This is a genomic window from Bacillus sp. FSL K6-3149 (genome assembly GCF_038630515.1).
GTDB classification, from domain to species: domain Bacteria; phylum Bacillota; class Bacilli; order Bacillales; family Bacillaceae; genus Bacillus; species Bacillus pumilus.
The window spans coordinates 2300951-2321565 of record NZ_CP152034.1; the positions used below are offsets into that span (position 1 = coordinate 2300951).

Annotated in this window: 20 protein-coding genes; 10 read left to right on the forward strand and 10 right to left on the reverse strand. The window is 40.0% G+C overall.

Annotated elements, in window-relative coordinates:
- The first annotated feature begins 8 nt into the window (after positions 1 to 8).
- On the forward strand, positions 9 to 881 hold the full coding sequence (locus tag MHB83_RS11610) for an NAD(P)-dependent oxidoreductase (RefSeq protein WP_342496337.1): 873 nt from the start codon (positions 9 to 11) through the stop codon (positions 879 to 881).
- Positions 882 to 920: 39 nt separating this feature from the next.
- Here the strand turns inward: MHB83_RS11610 and MHB83_RS11615 are convergent, their stop codons facing one another.
- Entirely contained in the window at positions 921 to 1715 is a 795-nt protein-coding gene (locus MHB83_RS11615; RefSeq protein WP_003212087.1) for a CAP domain-containing protein, read from the reverse strand.
- A gap of 336 nt (positions 1716 to 2051) precedes the next feature.
- Here MHB83_RS11615 and MHB83_RS11620 point away from each other — a divergent pair, with 336 nt between their 5' ends.
- Positions 2052 to 4178 carry a penicillin-binding protein 2 gene (locus MHB83_RS11620; RefSeq protein WP_050945152.1) on the forward strand — a complete coding sequence of 709 codons (2127 nt, stop codon included), beginning with the start codon at positions 2052 to 2054 and terminating at the stop codon, positions 4176 to 4178.
- Between the two features lie 155 nt (positions 4179 to 4333).
- Complete coding sequence (locus tag MHB83_RS11625) at positions 4334 to 6163, forward strand: PAS domain-containing sensor histidine kinase (RefSeq protein ID WP_050945151.1); 1830 nt, start codon at positions 4334 to 4336, stop codon at positions 6161 to 6163.
- A gap of 26 nt (positions 6164 to 6189) precedes the next feature.
- On the opposite strand, the gene MHB83_RS11630 is transcribed toward MHB83_RS11625, so the two are convergent.
- Complete coding sequence (locus MHB83_RS11630) at positions 6190 to 7359, reverse strand: aminotransferase A (RefSeq protein WP_342496338.1); 1170 nt, start codon at positions 7357 to 7359, stop codon at positions 6190 to 6192.
- A gap of 292 nt (positions 7360 to 7651) precedes the next feature.
- Between MHB83_RS11630 and MHB83_RS11635 the strand changes: the two genes are divergently transcribed.
- The gene (locus MHB83_RS11635; protein ID WP_342496339.1) at positions 7652 to 8536 is read left to right on the forward strand and encodes a cation diffusion facilitator family transporter; all 885 of its coding nucleotides are present in this window, start codon (positions 7652 to 7654) and stop codon (positions 8534 to 8536) included.
- Between the two features lie 62 nt (positions 8537 to 8598).
- Here MHB83_RS11635 and MHB83_RS11640 read toward each other — a convergent pair whose 3' ends face one another.
- Positions 8599 to 8751 carry a hypothetical protein gene (locus MHB83_RS11640; protein ID WP_170965990.1) on the reverse strand — a complete coding sequence of 51 codons (153 nt, stop codon included), beginning with the start codon at positions 8749 to 8751 and terminating at the stop codon, positions 8599 to 8601.
- Between the two features lie 300 nt (positions 8752 to 9051).
- Between MHB83_RS11640 and MHB83_RS11645 the strand changes: the two genes are divergently transcribed.
- The 3 genes from MHB83_RS11645 (at position 9052) to MHB83_RS11655 (ending at position 12009) form a co-directional block, all read left to right on the forward strand.
- Positions 9052 to 9591, forward strand: a complete 540-nt coding sequence (locus MHB83_RS11645) for an RDD family protein (protein WP_003211813.1) — start codon at positions 9052 to 9054, stop codon at positions 9589 to 9591.
- A gap of 125 nt (positions 9592 to 9716) precedes the next feature.
- Entirely contained in the window at positions 9717 to 11027 is a 1311-nt protein-coding gene (locus MHB83_RS11650) for an MFS transporter (RefSeq protein WP_310024026.1), read from the forward strand.
- Between the two features lie 73 nt (positions 11028 to 11100).
- The gene (locus tag MHB83_RS11655) at positions 11101 to 12009 is read left to right on the forward strand and encodes a chemotaxis protein (RefSeq protein ID WP_003212225.1); all 909 of its coding nucleotides are present in this window, start codon (positions 11101 to 11103) and stop codon (positions 12007 to 12009) included.
- 33 nt (positions 12010 to 12042) lie between these two features.
- Here the strand turns inward: MHB83_RS11655 and MHB83_RS11660 are convergent, their stop codons facing one another.
- Together MHB83_RS11660 and MHB83_RS11665 are read right to left on the reverse strand one after the other, a co-directional pair.
- Positions 12043 to 12504, reverse strand: a complete 462-nt coding sequence (locus MHB83_RS11660) for a YkyB family protein (RefSeq protein WP_012009774.1) — start codon at positions 12502 to 12504, stop codon at positions 12043 to 12045.
- A gap of 225 nt (positions 12505 to 12729) precedes the next feature.
- Complete coding sequence (locus tag MHB83_RS11665) at positions 12730 to 13623, reverse strand: AraC family transcriptional regulator (protein WP_342496340.1); 894 nt, start codon at positions 13621 to 13623, stop codon at positions 12730 to 12732.
- 112 nt (positions 13624 to 13735) lie between these two features.
- Between MHB83_RS11665 and MHB83_RS11670 the strand changes: the two genes are divergently transcribed.
- Entirely contained in the window at positions 13736 to 14632 is an 897-nt protein-coding gene (locus MHB83_RS11670) for a DMT family transporter (protein ID WP_003211579.1), read from the forward strand.
- A gap of 195 nt (positions 14633 to 14827) precedes the next feature.
- On the opposite strand, the gene MHB83_RS11675 is transcribed toward MHB83_RS11670, so the two are convergent.
- From MHB83_RS11675 to MHB83_RS11695, 5 genes are all read right to left on the reverse strand, one after another.
- Positions 14828 to 15043, reverse strand: a complete 216-nt coding sequence (locus MHB83_RS11675) for a hypothetical protein (RefSeq protein WP_050945147.1) — start codon at positions 15041 to 15043, stop codon at positions 14828 to 14830.
- A gap of 180 nt (positions 15044 to 15223) precedes the next feature.
- Positions 15224 to 15385 carry a hypothetical protein gene (locus MHB83_RS11680; RefSeq protein WP_251191339.1) on the reverse strand — a complete coding sequence of 54 codons (162 nt, stop codon included), beginning with the start codon at positions 15383 to 15385 and terminating at the stop codon, positions 15224 to 15226.
- Complete coding sequence (locus MHB83_RS11685; RefSeq protein WP_342496341.1) at positions 15386 to 16663, reverse strand: MFS transporter; 1278 nt, start codon at positions 16661 to 16663, stop codon at positions 15386 to 15388.
- Between the two features lie 73 nt (positions 16664 to 16736).
- Positions 16737 to 17234, reverse strand: coding sequence for a L,D-transpeptidase family protein (locus tag MHB83_RS11690; protein WP_034619946.1), 498 nt, complete (start codon positions 17232 to 17234; stop codon positions 16737 to 16739).
- A gap of 156 nt (positions 17235 to 17390) precedes the next feature.
- On the reverse strand, positions 17391 to 18248 hold the full coding sequence (locus tag MHB83_RS11695; RefSeq protein WP_342496342.1) for a metallophosphoesterase: 858 nt from the start codon (positions 18246 to 18248) through the stop codon (positions 17391 to 17393).
- Positions 18249 to 18385: 137 nt separating this feature from the next.
- On the opposite strand from MHB83_RS11695, the gene fadH reads away from it, so the two are divergent.
- Both fadH and MHB83_RS11705 read left to right on the forward strand, forming a co-directional pair.
- Entirely contained in the window at positions 18386 to 19150 is a 765-nt protein-coding gene (fadH, locus tag MHB83_RS11700) for a 2,4-dienoyl-CoA reductase (protein WP_342496343.1), read from the forward strand.
- 64 nt (positions 19151 to 19214) lie between these two features.
- Positions 19215 to 20435, forward strand: coding sequence for an EAL-associated domain-containing protein (locus MHB83_RS11705; RefSeq protein ID WP_050945469.1), 1221 nt, complete (start codon positions 19215 to 19217; stop codon positions 20433 to 20435).
- Positions 20436 to 20615 lie beyond the last annotated feature (180 nt).

Genomic DNA, 20615 nt, shown 5'->3' on the forward strand with positions numbered 1-20615 from the left:
AACAAGTGATGACACAAATCAAAACAGTTGGTTTTATTGGAATTGGTGTAATGGGACGCAGTATGGCAGAACATTTAATGGATGCTGGATATGAAGTTCTCGTTTATACAAGAACAAAAGCGAAAGCAAATGCACTCATTCAAAAAGGCGCATCATGGAAGCCGGAAGTGAAGGAAATTGCACAGCATGCAGATGCTGTCATCACAATGGTAGGATATCCATCAGATGTAGAAGAAATCTATTTAGGTGAAGAGGGGCTTGTGGCACATGCTACGCCTGGTACTTATCTGATAGATATGACGACATCGAAGCCTCAGCTGGCAAAAGAAATTGAAGTGAAAGCGAAAGAAAAAGGGCTGTTTGCATTAGATGCACCAGTTTCTGGCGGAGACGTAGGCGCAAAAAATGCAACGCTTGCGATCATGATTGGCGGAGAAAAATCAGCCTATGAAGCGTGTTTGCCCTTATTTGAGAAAATGGGCGAAAACATTCAATATCAAGGACCTGCAGGAAGCGGCCAGCATACCAAAATGTGTAACCAAATTGCGATTGCAGCAGGCATGGTAGGTGTCGCAGAGGCTATGGCCTATGCCGAAAAATCAGGACTTGATCCAGAGCACGTGCTCAAAAGCATCACAACGGGTGCGGCAGGAAGCTGGTCCTTGTCAAACCTTGCACCAAGAATGCTGAAAGGTGATTTCGAGCCAGGGTTCTACGTGAAGCATTTTATTAAAGATATGGGCATTGCACTTGAAGAAGCAGAGCTGATGGGAGAAGAGATGCCTGGGCTCTCACTTGCGAAGTCACTTTATGAGAAGCTGCGCGAACAGGGCGAAGAAAATAGCGGCACACAAAGTATATATAAATTATGGGTGAAATAAAAAAGCCTGTCCTACTTTGGGACAGGCTTTTTAGATAACTTATTTTCCGATGAATTGCTGCGTCCAGTAGTTTCCAGATTTCACATAACCAACACCGATATGTGTATAGTTTTTGTTTAAGATATTGGCTCTATGACCTTCACTGTTCATCCAAGCAGTCACCACTTCTTGTGGAGATCTTTGACCTTGGGCAATGTTTTCACCTGCTGTTTTGTAAGTGATCCCGAATTTCTTCATTTGATCAAATGGGGATCCGTAAGTTGGGCTTGTATGAGAGAAATAGTTTTTATCTTTCATATCTTGAGATTTTGCACGAGCAGATTTGCTTAGCTTTGAATCAACAGAAAGTGCTTTTAATCCTTGCTTTGCACGCTCTTTGTTTGTAAGCTCAACGACTTCTTTTTCAAATGCATTCAAGCTGCTGTCTGCTTTTGCTGTCGTTGTGTCTTTTTGATCAGCTTTTGTATTGTTGTTTGTATTTTGTTTTGCTGGCGCACTTGGTTTAGAAGCAGTAGGTTTTTTCACTGATTCTTGTTTTTGTTCATTTTTTGCTTTGTTTACTTCTTTTACCACTTTTGTGCCAGTAACAGGTTGCCCGCTTTTGATCAGCTTGTTTAAAAGAGCTTCGATCTCTTTTTGATTCGACTTGCTTAGCTTGTTTACATCTGAAGAGATATGTAATTTTGTAGCTAATGTATGAAGATCAATGGTTTGATGCTGTACATGTATTACTTGTTTCAGGTTAAGCTCCTTCGCATCAGCTGAATGTCCCCCAGTGAACGTGATGAGTGCAGCAGCCGTTAGCGCTGAAAAAAAGAATGATTTCTTCTTCATATTGTAACTCCTCCTAAAATCTTTGTTTTGTTTTCTCACAGAAAATCATAACATGGACTTTTTGTTATAAACGTACCAGCATCCTCCATTGACAATGCCTGTTTGTCATTTTTGTTAAAGTCACAAAAAAAACCGCCTCATATCAAAGGATAGGGAATTCTGCCATTTAATGAAAACGACATAAACATACCAATATTTTAAAGTGTTAGTATATTTTTTTGCATAATAGGGATTGACAGCTTTTTTTCGCTTGTTTCGCTGTAACAACTATTACAAAAGTGTTACAATAATGAGTGGTAATTGTAAAAGATTGAAAGGATGAGAGGAGCTACATAAGTGGGAGAGAAACAGCATCAAGGTGGTGCCGAGCAGAAAAAATTCAAGCGCCGGAACGCCTGGAGGATTAATCTCTTTTTCTTCGCTGTCTTTAGTTTGTTTGCTGTGCTTGTGATCAAGCTTGGTGTACTGCAAATCGTCAATGGTGAGGATTATAAAAAGCAGGCTAACCGAACAGAGGTCAAAACAGCATCATACCCGTCACCAAGAGGAAAAATGTATGACGCGAGAGGAAGAATCGTCGTTGATAATGAAAGTGTACCTGCCATCGTTTATACATCAGAAAGCGGTGTAAAAGCGAAGGATAAGATTAAGGTAGCAAGAAAACTTGCGACTTATATAAAAATGGATACTGATTTTTTGAGAGAGCGTGACATTCGAGATTTTTGGCTGGCAAGCCATCCGAAAGAAGCGGATAAGCTCATTTCAAAAGCAGAGCAAAAGAATCTTAAAGCAAAAGATGTCTATCCGCTTCAAGTAGAGCGCGTGCCTAAGGAAGAGGTCAAGGCGATCGAAAAAAATGCAGAGGAAAAAGCAGTTGCAGCGATCTATCGTCGATTTACAGGCGGATATGCCTTTGAGCCTCAAATCGTGAAAGCAATGGACCCAAATGAAGAGAAAAAAGGGGACGAAAAAGTTGCTTTACTCGATGAAACAAAAGAGTCAAAGCAGGCATCATCTGTGAGTTTGACCTATGAAGAGATTTCACTTGTATCAGAGCATCTTGATGAACTGCCTGGTGTGAATGTCATCAATGATTGGACAAGAAAATATCCGTATGAGAAGACCCTTTATAATGTACTTGGCGGTGTGACCACACCAGAGCAAGGGATTATAAAAGAGCGTGAAGATTACTATATGGCAAGAGGCTACTCACGTAATGACCGAGTAGGGAAGAGCTATTTAGAGTATCAATACGAGGATTTTCTGAACCCGGAGAAAGCGACCGTTCAATATACTCAGGTTGGCGGGAAGCTGCTCGATGAAATCAAGCGGACAGAGGGACGAAGAGGACTTGATCTTGCACTGACATTTGATATGGAGCTGCAAAAGGAAGTCGACAAGATCGTCGAATCAGAGCTTAGATCCGCTAGTGCGAGAAACTATATGATGGACCGTGCATTTGTCGTGATGATGGACCCTAACACCGGGGATGTTCTCGCGATGTCTGGCAAGAAAATGGACGGCAGAGACGTCACTGATTATGCCATCGGAACATTTACGACCCAGTACGAAATGGGCTCTGTAATCAAAGGAGCCACAGTACTTGGCGGTTATCAGGACGGAATGTCGCACAACCAATCCTATATGGATACACCGCTCTACTTTGCAGGGAGTGGTGGAAAGCCGAAACGGTCATACAAAGTTCTTGGATGGGTCAATGATCTACAGGCTCTCCAAAAAAGTTCCAACGTCTACATGTTCCAAGTAGCGATGAGAATGGCGGGCATCATTTATCAAAAGGATGGTCCGTTACCGGCAAGACCTGAGCACCTGCAAAAAATGAGAAACTACTATGCGCAATTCGGCCTCGGCGTGAAAACAGGGATCGATTTGCCGCAGGAATCAAGCGGGATGCAGACACATCCGAAGACGGTCGGCGGACTTTTGCTCGATGAAGCAATTGGGCAGTATGACACGTATACACCGCTTCAAGTTGCCCAGTACATGTCAACGATCGCCAATGGAGGAAATCGCGTTCAACCAAGAGTGGTGAAAAGCGTTCACCTTCCAACGAAGAAGGATGAAGTAGGCCCAGTCGTGAAAAAATATGAGCCGAAGGTATTGAACACGATTAACAATTCGAAAGCAGATATTGACCGCGTCAAAATGGGACTGAAAATGGTCACATCGACCGGCGGTACTGCCGCTGGCCGCTTTGGTCAGCATGATGTCTCAGGAAAAACAGGGACGGCCCAAACCTTTTACTATGGTGCTAACCGCAGCTGGTGGGGAAACCCCACTTACAATTTAACCTTTGGAGGATATTATCCATCGTCCAATCCAAAAGTAGCTTTTAGTGTCGTGACACCTTATGTCTCAGACAAAGATTCCGTCATTAAAACCATCCCAAGTAAAATTATTGATAAGTACGTTGAATTACAAAAGAAATACGAAAAGCAGTAAACAGCAGAGAGCACATCAAGAGAATGTGCTCTTTTTTGCTGAAAATATGGACGTTTCCCTCGATGACGGAAGGAAAATACGGGTTTTCTAGCGAATCTTTTTTATACATCAATCTAAGGACAACCCTAAAAAATGAAAAGGAGGGTCGGACGACGATGGAACAAAAAATGAAAGATTCGAATCAGCTTTATTCGAATATCGATTTACATGCCGTTCTTTCTTCTAATGGCCGCTTTCTCTACATTTCTTCTAACTGTAAGCAGCTTTTGCTCTATGAACAAAAGGATTTACTAGGGTGTTTTTTGAAAGACTTTGTTCATACCGAAGATCAATTTCTCGTCGAGAGTTATTTCTACAATCAGCACATGCTAGAGATTTCCCACTTTAGGCTGCTTAGAAGTGACCTAACAGCTGTATGGATTGAAGCTAGTATTGATTTTGTTGCTTGTGATGAGTTAGACAGTGAATTAAGTAGAGAAATGATCCTAAAAATGAGGGTGCTGGACGCTGAACCGCAAAAAGCAGCATTTCAAACAACATCAGAAGTGTCAGAACAGTCGTTAGGCAGTCTGCCGGCTTTCCAACATGTCAGTGAAGCTGAACAATTGATTGCCATGCTGCCAAATCCGTTATGTATTACGATTTTAGGGGAAATTGTTTATGCGAATGATGCGATGCTTCAATTAATGGGGGTATGTACAAGAGATGACATGATCGGCAAAACTGCATTTGACTTTATTGCTGAGGAGTACCATGACATTGTGAGAAGCCGAATTACAAGGCTGCAACAAGGTCTTCCAGTCGGAATGATTGAACAGATTTGGAAGCGGAAAGATGGGAGCAGCATTCATATCGAAGTGAAGTCATCACCAACGATCTATCAAAATCAGCGGGCAGAGCTTTTGCTGTTAGTAGACATCTCATCCCGTAAGAAATTCCAAACCGTTCTGCAAAAAAGCCGGGAGCGGTATCAGCTGCTCATCCAAAACTCCATTGATACGATTGCGGTCATTCACGATCACAAATGGGTGTTTATGAATGAATCAGGCATTAAATTATTTGAAGCCGAGCATTACGATAAATTAATAGGAAAAGATATTTTTCATCAAATCCATTCCTGTGACCAGCCAAAAGTGAAAAAAAGCATATCACGTATTATTGAAAGAGCATCAGATTCTGAGATTGTCACGATGAGCTGTCATACGTTTAAACACAAGCTGATCTATACAGAAATGGTGTGTATCCCAACTACATTTTTTGGAGAAACAGCCGTTCAAATTATTTTAAGAGATATATCCGAACGTAAGCAGACAGAAGAGCTCATGCTCCGATCTGAAAAATTATCGATCGCAGGCCAATTGGCTGCGGGCATTGCACATGAGATCAGGAACCCATTGACTGCCATCAAAGGCTTTTTGCAGCTCATTAAACCGAAAACGAAAGATCGGGATCAATATTTCGAGATTGTTTTCTCTGAACTGAGCCGGATAGAAATTATCTTAAGCGAGCTGCTCATGCTGGCAAAACCGCAGCAAACGGCATCGATGCAGACACTTGATTTGAAAAAAATCATCAGCGAAGTCACGGCTTTATTAGAAACACAAGCGAACTTAAATGGCATTTTAATGAATACGAGTGAAATAGAAGAGGATCTCCTGATGAACGGGGATCAAAATCAGCTCAAGCAGGTGTTTATCAATTTAATCAAAAATGCCGTAGAATCCATGCCGGACGGAGGGAAGGTTGACATTACGGCCAAAGCAGAAAGAGATGGAATTCACGTCACCATTCGTGATGAAGGGGTTGGCATTCCTGAATCGGTCATGAAGCGAATAGGAGAGCCCTTTTTAACGACAAAGGAAAAAGGGACTGGACTTGGCCTTATGGTGACATTTAATATTTTAGAAAATCACAACGGGACGATCCGTGTGGATAGTCATCCCGAAAAGGGCACCGTATTTCACATCATGTTTCCTGCAAAATAAAAAACAACGGCAGGAGGGCCGTTGTTTCAGTCTGTTAAATGAATGGAACGCTTTTCAAGAACGAATTGTTCTAGGCGGTCAAGTCCTTCTTTCAGTGTTTCAAGTGAATAAGCATAGGATAGACGCACATACCCCTCGCCGAGTGGAGAGAAAGCAGACCCTGGTACGACAGCAAGTCTTGTACTTTCTAACAGCTCCATACAAAAATCAAAGGAACTCATCCCAAATGATTCAATGGATGGAAAAATATAAAAAGCGCCAGAAGGCTTAATGACCGGAAGCCCCATAGAAATGAGCCGATCGTATACATAATCGAGCCTTTTCTTATATTGCTCTCTCATGATGAGTGGATCATCCACACCATTTGTCACAGCTTCAAGTGCCGCCTTTTGTGAGACAGCCGAGGCACAAGACACGTTATATTGATGTACTTTTAATACATGTTTAGCAATTGGAGCTGAAGCAAATAAAAAGCCAATTCTCCAACCAGTCATGCTATGAGACTTAGACAGTCCGTTAATCACAATGGTCTGTTCCTTTAAGAAAGAAGCGATTGAATGATGCGGCCGGTCAAATGTCAGCTCGCTATAGATTTCATCGGATAAAATAAAGATGTCTTTTCCTTCAAGGAGCTGGGCAATCTCTTTCAATTCTTCTTCTGAAAGCGTGACACCAGTTGGATTTGAAGGATAAGGAAGCACAACACACTTTGTTTTTTCCGTTAATGCATCCTCAATCAGCTTGGCATTTAATTTAAAGCCAGCATTCGTTGTGTCGATATGTACGGGCTTCCCCCCGCACATTCGAATGATCGGTTCATAGCCAGGATAGACAGGTCCAGGTAAAATCACTTCATCACCCTCTGACAAAATGGTTCGAAACGCAGCATCAATCGCTTGACTTGCACCTGTCGTCACAATGATCTCTGACTCTGCATCATAATCAAGGTTGACTTTCTTCTTGATGTAGTGCTGGATTGCTTGTCTTAGCTCTAGGAAACCAGCATTATGAGTGTACGAAGTGAAATTCTCGTCAATGGCTGCTTTTGCAGCTGTTTTGACATGATGCGGCGTATAAAAATCGGGCTGGCCTATCGTCAAAGATACGACATCCTCATATGACGATACGAGATTTGAAAATGTTCGAATGCCTGAAATTTCAATATCCTTTACTCTTGGATTCAGCAAATGCTCCATTTCTCATCACCTTAAAAATTTATGTTTTTATCCTATTTTACCATTCACTGCATAAATGTCACCTGCGAAAGGCACTGGATATCATTATCTGTAGTCTATTCTCCTATTCATCACAGCATGAGTGATATATTGAAGAAAGAGCAACATTTATTATAGCGTAACCTCACGAGAAAATACAGGCTGCGATAACATGATTAGAAAACGGCAAAACGGTGTAAACTGAAAGAACGTGAGAATCAGGGTCATGGGAATTGCTTTCATAGACATACGATCTCCTAAAGGAGGACGATAAATGGAACAATCAGCGAAGACATCAAAAATAGCGTTTCTATCCGTGATGAGTAACACATTTGTTGTCATCTTAAAAATCATTGTAGGTCTGCTCACTGGATCTGTTGCGGTTTTATCAGAAGCCATTCATTCTTTTCTCGATTTAATGGCATCTTTTATTGCATTTATCTCTGTTCGTATTTCAAGAAAGCCAGCAGATTCTAAACATCCTTATGGACATGGAAAAGTCGAAAATATTTCTGGAACGATTGAGACCTTACTGATTTTCGTTGCGGGCATTTGGATCATCTACGAATGTGTTCACAAATTAATGCATCCAGAGCCAGTCAAGCTGCCTGTACTTGGCATTGTGGTGATGCTATTAGGCGCGATCATCAACTTTATCGTATCGAAGGTTGTGAACAAAGAGGCGGAAAGGGTCCATTCTGTCGCCATGAAATCGAATGCATTGCACCTGTTAACTGATGTGTATACGTCATTAGGGGTCGCATTCAGTTTATTGCTTGTCGCATTAACCGACTGGTATTTCTTAGATCCGATCATTGGAATGATACTTGCTCTCTTTATTATGCGTGAAGCATTTAAACTCATGAAAGAAGCCTTCCCGCCACTCGTAGACGCCCGGCTAACGCCCGAGGAAGAACAATCGATCGAAGCAATCATTCAAGGATTCAGTCAAGAATTCATCGAATATCATGACTTTCGAACAAGACGATCCGGTGCAGAGGAATATATTGATTTTCATTTGATTGTAGATGGCAAGACAACGATAGAAGATGTTCATCAATTATGTGATCAAATTGAAGAGAAGATACAGCAAGATTTTCCGCATGCACAAATCTTTATTCATGTAGAACCTGAAAGTGAAAGAAGCACGCAAACGTAAAAAGGCGATCAACCAACTTAGGTTGTATCGCCTTTTTTTTACGCTTCATCTATGAAATGAAATCAATATCCATAAGCAGTATCGTAATCTTCATACCAAGAGATATAAGCTGCGTCATCATTTGACAAATCATGCTTCATGTCTAAAAAATCAGCTTCGCAAATATCTTCAATCACAGTCATTTCATTGTTATTTAATAGTACGACAGTTCCCATCATGAACACCTTTCTTTAAAAAATCCTTGACTATTGTACCATGTGAAGAACCATTGTCAACAGCAGAATGGAAACAAGACGAAAATATCACAAAATGTTAAAAATCAGGAGGTAAAAGAACTAGAAGTACCATGATTTTCACAAATTTTCAGTATTTATTCACATAAATCATTGAGGACGAACTGATCTAAAATATATGTAAAAGTGTAAAGTTACATTGATCTTGCGATATTCATAAGATATAATAACGAATGATTATAAGAAATTTATAGAAAACATACATAATAAAGGAGAAATAGGATGGAAACAAACATAACAGAACCACACATTCAAGAAAAGAAACATCCTGAGCTAGCAGGCGTAGGCTATCGTTTTCTTGCACACCTTTTGGATGGTATCATCATCGGCGTACCATATTCTTTTATCATGTTTATTTTGGCAACACTCTTTTTTGTCTCAAGTCCAGAGGCAGCATTGATGATGGATGACGACAGCTATTACTATTCAACAACTGTTATGACAGATGAGGAATGGGCAGTGATTATGGGACTTATCTTTTTCTATATAGGGGCGATCTTGGTCGGTATTGTGGTGACATGGCTTTATTACGCCATCATGGAATCATCAAAACTGCAAGGAACGCTTGGTAAGATGGCTCTTGGGATTAAAGTGACAAGAGTAACGGGCGAAAAAGTGACATTCGGCCGTGCAACAGGTCGCTTCTTTGCAAAAGGCTTTTTGTCTCCAATCTTATATATTGGCTACATCATTGCCTTTTTCACAGAGAAAAAACAAGCACTTCACGATTTAATTGCAAGTACCATTGTTGTGAAGAAATAATGAAAAAAAGCACCTCTGCTCAATCGTAAGAGGTGCTTTTTATATAGATTGCTTGTATGGAAGAGGGACGTATGACATAAAATAGAATGATAGTGAAAAATCAGGCAGGGAAGGGAGACAAACGATTGAAAACAGGGAAAAAGACCATGCAGAAAAAAGGGGCAGGCTTCGGTCTGTTTTTGACAGCACCCATTTTGGCCTGGGCATTGTATGACTTTGCAAATACAATATTTTCATCGAATATGATCACCATTTTCTTCCCGTTCTACTTGCAGGAAACAATCGGAGACAGTGCGAGAATGGATCAGATCGCTAGTACATTTATTTCTTATGCAAACGCACTAGCCAGTTTTTTTCTCGTCATTTTCACACCATTATACGGAGTCCTGATCGATCGTACAGGAAAAAAGAAGCGCTATATCACAGTGTTTACTCTAATATGTATAGCTTGTACATTTTTGATGGGGATCTTTGCTGGGATTGATTTCTCAAGCGAATGGTTTGGGCTGCCTGTCTCTTTATTAGTAGTGGTCACCTTGTTTGTGATTGCAAAATTCTTCTATCACTCGAGCCTAGTGTTTTATGACACCATCCTGCCCGATCTTGGGACAAAGGATGAAATACCGCTTATTTCTGGATTTGGCATTGCCGTTGGTTATTTAGGGACGCTTGTCGGTCTCACAGTTTATTTACTTGTTGGCAATGACCAATTTCATGAAGCATTTATTCCGACAGCACTATTATTCTTTCTCTTTTTCCTGCCATTTCTCTTTTTTGTAAAAGACCCTCATCCACTGCCGCAGCAAGAGAAAAAGGCGTCATTTTTCAGCGGGTATAAAGAAATTATTCGCACGTTTAAAGAGATGAAACATTACAAGCCGGCTTTTATCTTTATGATTGCTTTCTTTTTTATGAATGATGCCCTACAGACAGCGATTGCGATGATGGCGGTGTATGCCAAAATCATCATTGGCTTTACTGCTGGACAATTTATTCTGCTTTATCTTGTGTCGACCATTTCAAGTATCATTGGCTCCTTTTTATTTGGATATATCACAAAAGCGATTGGGGCAAAGCGCTCGATTACAGTCGTGTATGTGATTTTGATCGTTGCCCTGATTCTGGCTGTCACAGCCACAACGGAATGGGTCTTCTGGGTGGCTGGCAGTTTATTCGGTATTTCACTCGGCGCAAGCTGGGGGGCATCACGAATATTGATTATTGAGCTGACACCGAAGGAAAAGAGAGGACAGTTTTTTGGTCTCTTCGCATTCTCAGGGAAGGTGTCTTCCATTATTGGACCCATCATTTATGGGTCAGTCACTCTGCTGTTTGCAGAGCACGGAAACCTCGCAAGCCGCCTTGCGCTAGGGTCTTTACTTATTCTTGCAGCGATAGGACTTGTGATTCATCAATTCGTACGAGAGAAAGCGTAAAGAAACGTCAACTTTTTACCTATGCTGCCGATATAAAAAGTACAATCTTATATTGAAGAATAGAGGGATTTCCGTGGCTTTAAACAAACAAGAAATTTTACTTGACTCTGGTACCAATGAATTGGAAATTGTGAAGTTTGAAATTGGTTCAAATCAATTCGGCATTAACGTCATGAAAGTAAGAGAAATCATCCAGCCGGTTGAGGTGACGGCAGTACCGCACTCTCATCAAGATGTAGAAGGGATGATTAGTTTACGAGGCGAGATTTTACCAGTCATCAATCTATTTTCCTTTTTTAATGTCGAGTCAGATCAGTCAGAACAAGAGAAATATATTGTGACTGAATTCAACCAACGGAAATTTGTGTTCCATACAGGAACGGTATCACAAATTCACCGCGTCAGCTGGGAAGAGATTGAAAAGCCAACTGCACTCAATCAAGGGATGGAACGTCATTTAACCGGTATCATTAAGCTTGATGAGAAAATGGTTTTCCTTCCAGATTATGAGAAAATCATTTATGATATTGAATCCGCTTCTGGAGTAGAAACGTATCATATGTTTGACGGTGAGAAAGACGAGAGAAGAACAGGGAAGAAGCTTTATGTCGTTGAAGACTCTCCGCTTCTCATGCGTTTATTAACAAATGAATTAACCGAAGCAGGCTATAAAAACATTGTGACCTTTGAAGACGGGAAACAGGCATATGACCACGTCATGGACCTTGTCAGCAAAGGAATTACTGTGACAGAAGAAATTGATATGATTATTACAGATATTGAAATGCCTAAAATGGATGGTCACCGATTAACGAAACTGTTGAAGGAAAATCCTTTAACAAGTTCCATACCGATTCTTATCTTCTCTTCGTTAATCACTGAAGATTTGCGCCATAAAGGGGAAACAATTGGTGCAGATGATCAAATTAGTAAACCAGAAATTCATCAGCTGATTGAAAAAGTCGATCACTTTATTATCTAAAGGAAAAACCACTCGTCATGAGTGGTTTTTTGTTTAAAAATAACTTTCCCCGAGTCGTTTGAAGACGGGCTTTGTATAATGTGATTTTTGTTTTGTGGCGGTAGGTTTTTCTTTTAAACCGACATACGTTTGAAGCAGTTGCTTTGCTCGGTTTAATGACATATTCGCTTTCGGATTGCGATATGATTGATTTAAATTTCCTAAGTGTGGCAAAAATTCGAAGTCTTCTTTGGTTGGTGGCAGGTGAAAATAATAATCTCCAATTTCAATCAGCACGTCGGACTGTTGTTGACTATATTTGGGATTGTTAGAGAAATGTAGGCCCACTTTTCTTCCTTTACCTTCTTGCAATAGTTTTTGCAGCGCACGTTTTTTCAAAAGATAAAGAAACTTGGGATTTGGTGCGGTTTTAGCATGGCGGTTAACAGTATAAATGGCTTTTGCGATGTTTTCTGCTGTAGGTTCTATGTCTTTAGTATGAGCATAATCGTCCATTTTTTCTCTCCTTTGTCTTTCGTCTTCCTGTGCTTAGTATAAATTATACGTTTTTATTAGTAAATTGCAAATAGACTTATTGTGAAAAGCGATAGGATTTCCATTATTCTTATTTACAATAGCCATTCATGACGGTTCTAAAACGTGTTTGTATATAAAAATGACAGAATGGTGTGCAAAGACACTAGTATCTATCCATCATGATTTTTCTTCAATCTGTTTCAGTTACAAAGAATGCGGCGCTTTTAATTTTCTATATGCTAAAGGTGTCGTATTTTTTATTCTTTTAAACATACTAATAAAATAACTTGTGCTGTTGAAGCCGACTTTGTAAGCAATTTCGGTTATATTGAAGTCTGTTTCTTGAAGCAGGATGAGACTTTGTTGAACTCTATATTCATTCACATAATGAAGAGGTGTCTTCTTTAGAATATCTTTGAAGTATCTGCAGCATTCAGATCGGCTTAGCTGACCTGCTCGAGCGATATCTTGAAGAAGCACCTTTTCGTGATAATGCTGGTGAATCCAATTCAGCATAGGTTTCATCCGTTCATTTTTATCATGCTGCCGTGCATCATATTTTATTTGAAAGCCATTTTGTAATAAACATTTCCACATGGTGATGAGTTGAATATTGAGTTCAAGCTCATAATATGCTGGAGTCTCATCAATTAATCGCTGAATGGTTTGAATACATTGATAGATATGATTTGGCCAGTGGTCTTTTCGGTTCAATAAAATATAAGGTGTCTGACTCGCATGCATATAAGGATGAACGAAAGTGGTAAATAATTCATTGGCTGTGATGAAATGTGGGGAAACGTTTAGACAAAGATATGTACAAGTTGTCCCATTCGCATCTTTTGCCATATGCAGGCAGCCACTATTGATGAATACGCCATCTCCTTCCTTCAAACATATCGTCTCTTCATTGATGTGAAATTCAGCTTCCCCCTCTAAAATAAAAACAAATTGAAATTCGTCATGCCAGTGAAGAGGGATGTGGCCGCTTCTATGATCACAATTTTTCGTATGATAAAGAGCGATAGACCAGGTCGTAGTAGAATGCTCCGTTAATTCTTTCAAATTGTAGTCAACAAGAAAATGATGGTTGTTCATGGTTCTCCTCAATATTCTTTTATTTTTATGTTCAATTGATATATCAATATGTAACAAAGTGAACTACTATCAACTATATTATCATGCTTGTTTGAGAGTTGAGGAGAACGAAATGGATAGAAATAAGGGAATTTTGCTTGTTCTGATTGGTGCCATCTGTTGGGGAGTAGGAGGAACTGTTTCACAAAAATTGTTTCAGCAATATGGGATTTATGTCAATTGGCTTGTGACTGTCAGGCTGCTTATTTCAGGTGGACTGCTTTTATTTGTTCATTTTATGACAAAAGAACGAGCGCAACTAATTGGTGTGTGGAAAAAGAAGAGGACGGCTATGCAAGTCCTTATATTTGGAGTAATGGGCATGCTAGCTGTTCAATATACTTATATGGCATCCATTCAACTTGGGAATGCAGCTGTGGCGACGCTTCTGCAGTATACGGCCCCTGTTATGATTATCATGTATTTAGTACTTCGCCGCCAATCTACTTTTACCAAAAGAGATATGCTGACGGTGTCATTGGCGTTCATGGGCATGTTTCTCTTATTGACGAATGGTTCTGTTTCAACATTAACCGTTCCATTTGTCGCAGTGGTTTGGGGAATACTGTCTGCTGTAGCGCTTTCGTTTTATACGCTATATCCAATCAATCTGTTAAAAGAATTTGATTCTTTAGTCGTTGTCGGCTGGGCGATGCTGATTGGGGGAGCCGCCCTTAGCTTAGTCCATCCGCCATGGAAGATAAATCTGTCGCATTTACCTGTTGAAGCGTATGTTTATTTATTGTTTGTTATCATATTTGGTACAATGATCGCTTTTTGGTTTTACATAGAAAGCTTGCAATATTTATCACCGAAAGAGTCAAGCTTAATTGGAAGTGTCGAGCCCCTTGCGGCAGTTGTCACGACTGTTTTTTGGTTAAAGGAGCCATTTGGTTTTTTTCAATGGGCTGGGACAGCTTGTATTGTATACATGATTTTATTCATGGCATTATATCAGCCAAAAAAATGAGAAGGAAGGGTGTTCAAAGAGAGATTTTCATTGCAAGAAGAATTGAATGGGTGAAATATATATGAAGTGAACTATTAGTTCGTGATAACTACCTATTTAAATAAATGGGTAGTTTCTCAATTTGTATTCATGTTGCGCCTGAAAATTTACCATATGCCAGACAACATGCCCGAACATATGGTTTAATCACATGGTCTATTTCTTATGACTTGAATAAGCGCAGTAGAAGCAACCATTAAAATCAGTTTCATTCGTCATTTGTTTAGCTTCATCAATGGCGCTCTCGCCACTCATGTGCAGACCAATCAATTTACGGCTTGAAGCATCACCTAAAAATGCACAATCTTCTGTATGTACAACATATTGACCTTGATCATCTTTTGTATGAATAAAATAATAACTTTTTAGCATACCCCTCACCTCCAACCTGACTATACTACTATAAAACTTCCAAAGATGTAAAGATTTTTTATTAAAAATATTGCAATTTTATACACATTCCTTTTATTTCATAAAAAGAAAAATATGTTATAAGATCAAAGTTAATGAGAACAGAAAGGACTGTTTAGATTGAAAGATATGTTAACTTCTTTATTGGTCGCATTTGTCGTTGGAGGCATTGTGTACGTGATAGATGATCGGTCGATTCATCCTTTGCTTCCAATCATTTCGATGAGCAGAAAAAATAAGTGCCGTTTGTGTTTCAGCCATGCAAAAAGGACTTTCTATAGAAGAAAGTCCTTTTTGCTTCATTTATCGCGCTCCCTGACCTTTTAGTTCACGCTGCACGTCTAAGTCGTCAGCTTCTCTGCTGAACTTTGGCAGTGTAAAGAAGTAAAAAAGGAAAACGAGTAAAATAATAACGCCCATTCCGTAATAAATATAAGAAACGTTTGTAATGAGTTTTGGAAATAGTACCGCAATCAAACCTAATGTCATGGATTGAGCAAACATGGTAAGTGGATCAACCCAGCCTGACACACGTCCCATCAGACGAGGGTGGACGATTCTCGGCAACCAGCCGCCAATGACAATGTTGACTGGGCCAATACATGTACCAATGACAAACGATGTGACGTAAAACAACCATAGTGTATGGGTGGAACCAAGTACAAAAATCAGAATGCCTGCAACCAAAATTGGAAGTGACATGAGATATTGCATCTTTACTTTTTTAGCGAGAACAGAGCCCATTAAGCTGCCAACAAGTAGACCGGCACCGATCGCGATTGTAAAGAATGATGTATGCAGTTCAAAATGATCCGGTGAAAGGCCATATTTCATTGTAAACATCGGAAGTACAGCAAATGCGCCATTGACTAAACCAAAAACAAAAAAGCCGAAAATTAAAGAAGCCAATAATTTATTTTTTATAATGTAAAGAATGCCTTCTTTAAAATCTTTTAGAGACGTTTTAATGGTCATGCCTCTCCAGCCTGCTTGTCCATTTGGCTGACGTGCTTCAATTGGAATGTTACATGTACGAATCAGGATGCCTGACACAATAAAACTGATCAAATCAATGGTAATGGCACCGTGAAGTCCAATTGTCTTATACATAATCGCACCGATTCCAACACCAAATACCATGAATAAACTAAACAGCATTTGATTTAAGCCAGCGGCTTTTGCATATTGATCTTTATTTAAAATCGCCTGAACGAGAGAGGCTTCAGCTGGATAGAAGAACTTCGTAATGGCACTTCGTATAAACAAGATCAAGAAAATAAGAGGTAGTGAATTGAAATAAATAACAATGAATAAAACAATCGTCAGCCCAGCTCGTATCCAATCGCAATTCTCTGCGACTTTTTTACGATCAAAACGATCTGCTACGACACCGACCATAAAAAAGACAAAGATCGTTGGAAGTGAATACATGAGCTCTGCTAATGTGGCGTAGGCGGGCTGATGACTAAAATGATCGAGCAAATAAAAGGCAAACGCCATATTGCCTACTGTTGTCCCCATTTGCGAAGCAAGTGCTGCAAAAAAGAGACGAACAAAATTTCTGTTTTTAAAAATATCCATAAATACGCTCCTTAACCTGAAGATCCCACTTTATATCATATAAAATTTTAAGCATTCATACAATTGATTTCTCCTACTGGCTAATGGTCACAGGTGTTCCATTTGGAACGATTGAAGCAAGTTCGATGACATTCTGATTATACATACGAATGCATCCCCTAGACACAGCTTTACCAATTGAAGACGGGTTATTCGTACCGTGGATGCCGTAATGAACTTTCGAGAGGCTTAGCCAATAGGCGCCAAAGGGACCTCCTGGGTTTGGCTGTCTGTTCACAATATAATAAGAACCTGTCGGTGTCATATTTAAAATTCTTCCTGTTGCAATCGGATACGACCGAATCAGCTCTGATCCAGAAAACAAAACGAGACGTTTGCTTGAAATCGAAACAGAGATGCGGTAAGGGATCGTATTAGGATCGGGCAGACCAGGAATGATAATGACCTCATTTTGTAACGGCTCTCGGCCTTGCAGTGAAGGGTTTGCAGCCTTTAAAGCTTCTGTTGTTGTTCGAAAATCAAGCGCTATAGAAGCAAGCGTTTCTCCGCGTTTTACCGTATATCGCAGCACCAAAGGACACTCCTTTTGCTCAAATAAAAGAAGCCATGATGCCTGTCACTCAATCTATATATGGACGGAATCAGGCTAAGGAAGGTTTCTCCTAACATTTGTCATGAGAAAGATCTTTGATTATCTATATGCAAAAAGAAGCGGTTTGGCTTCTGTCTAAATGCGAGAAGAGAGGGTGAAAAAGGTTAATTCAGGTTTGGCTAAAAATCGAAGCGGCAGTCTTGTTGTCCCAAGTCCGCGGTTGACATAGATTCGGTGCTGATAACTTCCGTATATGCCTTCCACATATGTATGACCAAAAGGTGCTGTGAGAATGGGTCCGTAGAAAGGAAGCTGCACCTGTCCGCCATGGGTATGTCCAGAAAGCTGCAAGTTAATGGGGGTTGTATCCAGCTCCAATGCTGCATCAGGCTCATGTACGAGCAGCAAGGTAAATAAATCAGATGATACTTCTCGCTTAATCAGGTCATAATCCGGCACACTCATCATCAGGTCATCCATTGTAGCAATCTGAATATGCGCCCCTTCTTTTTCTAATGGAAACACATCATTTTTACATATTGTAAAGCCGCAATCTTTCATCGTATTCTCATAAAGATCAATGCCAAATGGTCCGTAGTCATGATTACCGCATATCGCGAGCTTACCAAACGGGGCATGGAGCTCAGTCAAATAGGCTTTCGCTTTTTCATGCTCTTCAATCGATGCTTGAAAATCAACGAGATCACCTGTGAACACAATGAGGTCTGGAGACTCAGCGTTGATTTGCTGGACGACGGATTCTAATTCCTTCGCAGGAAATGTATCACTTAAATGAACATCACTAAATTGAGCAATTTTAAACTGGTCAAATGAAGCTGGAAGCTGAGCATCCCGAATGGTCATTGACACGGTATCGATCATGCGTGGTTCGATGTATCTGGCATATCCGTATCCACATGTTGTAGCTAAAAAACCGAGAATGCTCGCGCCAGCTGCTCCTTTTAAAAACTGTCTCCGAGAAAGTTGCTTCATATAAGACTCCTTTATAAATAAAATTAAGTATAGCATCATATTTAAAGAATCTCCCATATGGTGCATCTAGGGTCAATCATGATATGATAGAAAATAATGAATGAATAGTCATTCAAAACCACAGAGGGGGAGAACAAATGACGAAACAAACAGTGATTGTCACAGGGGGATCAAGCGGAATGGGGAAGGCGATGGCTGTCCATTTGGCACATGAAGGCTGGAATGTCGTGATTACTGGAAGAACAGAAGAAACGTTAGAAAAGGTAGCAAATGAAATAAAACAAAATGGCGGCTCGATCGCTTACTTCCAAATGGATGTACGAAACCCAGAGGATGCCGATCAAATGGTCAAGCTTGCGGTAGATACATTTGGAGATGTGGACGCTCTGATTAACAATGCTGCAGGAAACTTTTTAGTTCCAGCAGAAAAACTATCTCCTAACGGCTGGAAGGCTGTCATTGATATCGTATTAAATGGAACATTTTTTTGCAGTCATGCAGTGGGCAATTACTGGATTCGTCAAAAGAAAAGGGGAAGTATGGTCAATATGGTGGCAACCTATGCATGGGGTGCTGGTGTAGGTGTGGCGCATTCAGCGGCAGCAAAGGCCGGTGTTTTATCTCTCACTCGAACGCTTGCAGTGGAATGGGGTAAGCAATATCGAATTCGCGTTAATGCCATCGCGCCAGGTCCAATCGAGAGAACAGGTGGTGCGGATAAACTATGGGAATCGGAAGAGGCAGCGCAAAGAACAGTAGATAGTGTTCCACTTGGCAGACTTGGTACACCAGAGGAAATTGCAAAGCTTGCAAGCTTTTTATTATCTGAACAAGCGTCTTATATAAATGGAGATTGTATCACAATGGATGGGGGGCAATGGCTCAACCAATCCCCATTTTGAATGACGATGTAAGACCTGCTTTTGATGTGTTATAATCACACAAAGAGAGAAGCAGGTGATGAAAATGGTCGATCCATTGGATATTTTAACGAATATTGAAGATGTTTTCCCGCACTATCAAGCGATATTCAGTGCGGAAGAGCAAAAAGTGATAGGCTATGAGGTTTTAGGAAGAATGAAGCTCGAGTCTGAAACAGTTAGCCTAGGCTCCTTCTTTACGGATTCATCTATTCCAGACGAATATAAAGTGGAAGTAGATCATAAAGTACTGACGCAAGCACTCGATCTTTTCACAACAGCAGATGATGATTTGCTCATTTTTATTAATCATGATGCCAATATCCTGATGCTTGATCATGGTGAAAGCTTTTTAGAACTCTTGAAGCAATATGAAGCAAGGGGCATTCAGCTTAATCGGTTTGTTATCGAATTTACAGAGCATACGTTTAGCGGCGATATTGAACAGCTTTACCATACGTTAACGTATTTTCGTACATATGGTATTAAAATCGCCATTTCGAATATCGGAAAAGAAAGCAGCAATCTTGACCGGATTGCCTTGCTCTCACCCGATCTATTAAAAATAGATTTACACGCATTAAGGGCATCGGCTCCTTCTCCTTCCTATGAATATGTCTTGTACAGCATTTCATTGCTTGCGAGAAAAATAGGGGCGGCTTTAATTTATGAAGACATTGAAGCAAATTTTCAACTGCAATATGCTTGGAGAAATGGTGGCAGATACTTTCAAGGGTTCTATCTTCACGAGCCGGCGGCGGAATTAATCGACCGCAATAAACGAAAAGATCAGCTGAGGGAAGAATTCCAGCAATTTATTGCGCATGAGAAAAAGAAACTACAAACTGTCTACGAACATTCTGAAACATTTTATAAGCGAATTCACCAAGCTGTCACGACCTTAAAAAAATCATGCACTACAAATGATGAACTCATCCAAAAGCTGGCATTAGAATTAACGGATTGCAGCTTTCGGATTTATATGTGTAATGAAGAAGGCTTTCAAATCACTGGAAATGTGTTTAAAAAAGAAAAAGAATGGTTGTTCCAGCCTGAATATATCGAGAAAAACTGGAGCTGGCGTCCTTATTTCCTAGCAAATATTCTCCAAATGAGAATGAGCGGGAAAGGATTTTTCAGTGATATTTACAGCGATTTAGAAACTGGTGAGAGGATACGTACGTTTTCTTACCCGTTAGAGGGAGATATGTATTTATTTATAGATCTTCCGTATGCCTATTTATATGAGCAAGATGGATTAATTTAAAAGCACAGAGTGAAGATTATATTAGCCATTTATTAACAATCTGAGTAGCCTTTTGGGCTGCTTTTTTTGATTGAAAAAAAGAAATAAAAAATGGTTGACAATGAAACTGATAATCATTATCATTTAGTTATAGAGAGAAGCTACTCTCTGTTCCCCAACCCCTCTATCAGATCAAGATCC

Bases quoted from the DNA above. Each gene is read 5' to 3' on its own strand.
- MHB83_RS11645 (WP_003211813.1), top strand. From the start codon at position 9,052: ATGGAAACAAACATAACAGAACCACACATTCAAGAAAAGAAACATCCT.
- MHB83_RS11615 (WP_003212087.1), bottom strand. From the start codon at position 1,715: ATGAAGAAGAAATCATTCTTTTTTTCAGCGCTAACGGCTGCTGCACTC.
- MHB83_RS11630 (WP_342496338.1), bottom strand. From the start codon at position 7,359: ATGGAGCATTTGCTGAATCCAAGAGTAAAGGATATTGAAATTTCAGGC.
- MHB83_RS11665 (WP_342496340.1), bottom strand. From the start codon at position 13,623: ATGAACAACCATCATTTTCTTGTTGACTACAATTTGAAAGAATTAACG.
- MHB83_RS11695 (WP_342496342.1), bottom strand. From the start codon at position 18,248: ATGAAGCAACTTTCTCGGAGACAGTTTTTAAAAGGAGCAGCTGGCGCG.
- MHB83_RS11680 (WP_251191339.1), bottom strand. From the start codon at position 15,385: ATGAAGCAAAAAGGACTTTCTTCTATAGAAAGTCCTTTTTGCATGGCT.
- MHB83_RS11660 (WP_012009774.1), bottom strand. From the start codon at position 12,504: ATGGACGATTATGCTCATACTAAAGACATAGAACCTACAGCAGAAAAC.
- MHB83_RS11625 (WP_050945151.1), top strand. From the start codon at position 4,334: ATGGAACAAAAAATGAAAGATTCGAATCAGCTTTATTCGAATATCGAT.
- MHB83_RS11685 (WP_342496341.1), bottom strand. From the start codon at position 16,663: ATGGATATTTTTAAAAACAGAAATTTTGTTCGTCTCTTTTTTGCAGCA.
- MHB83_RS11705 (WP_050945469.1), top strand. From the start codon at position 19,215: ATGGTCGATCCATTGGATATTTTAACGAATATTGAAGATGTTTTCCCG.
- MHB83_RS11610 (WP_342496337.1), top strand. From the start codon at position 9: ATGACACAAATCAAAACAGTTGGTTTTATTGGAATTGGTGTAATGGGA.
- fadH (WP_342496343.1), top strand. From the start codon at position 18,386: ATGACGAAACAAACAGTGATTGTCACAGGGGGATCAAGCGGAATGGGG.
- MHB83_RS11635 (WP_342496339.1), top strand. From the start codon at position 7,652: ATGGAACAATCAGCGAAGACATCAAAAATAGCGTTTCTATCCGTGATG.
- MHB83_RS11670 (WP_003211579.1), top strand. From the start codon at position 13,736: ATGGATAGAAATAAGGGAATTTTGCTTGTTCTGATTGGTGCCATCTGT.
- MHB83_RS11675 (WP_050945147.1), bottom strand. From the start codon at position 15,043: ATGCTAAAAAGTTATTATTTTATTCATACAAAAGATGATCAAGGTCAA.
- MHB83_RS11640 (WP_170965990.1), bottom strand. From the start codon at position 8,751: ATGGGAACTGTCGTACTATTAAATAACAATGAAATGACTGTGATTGAA.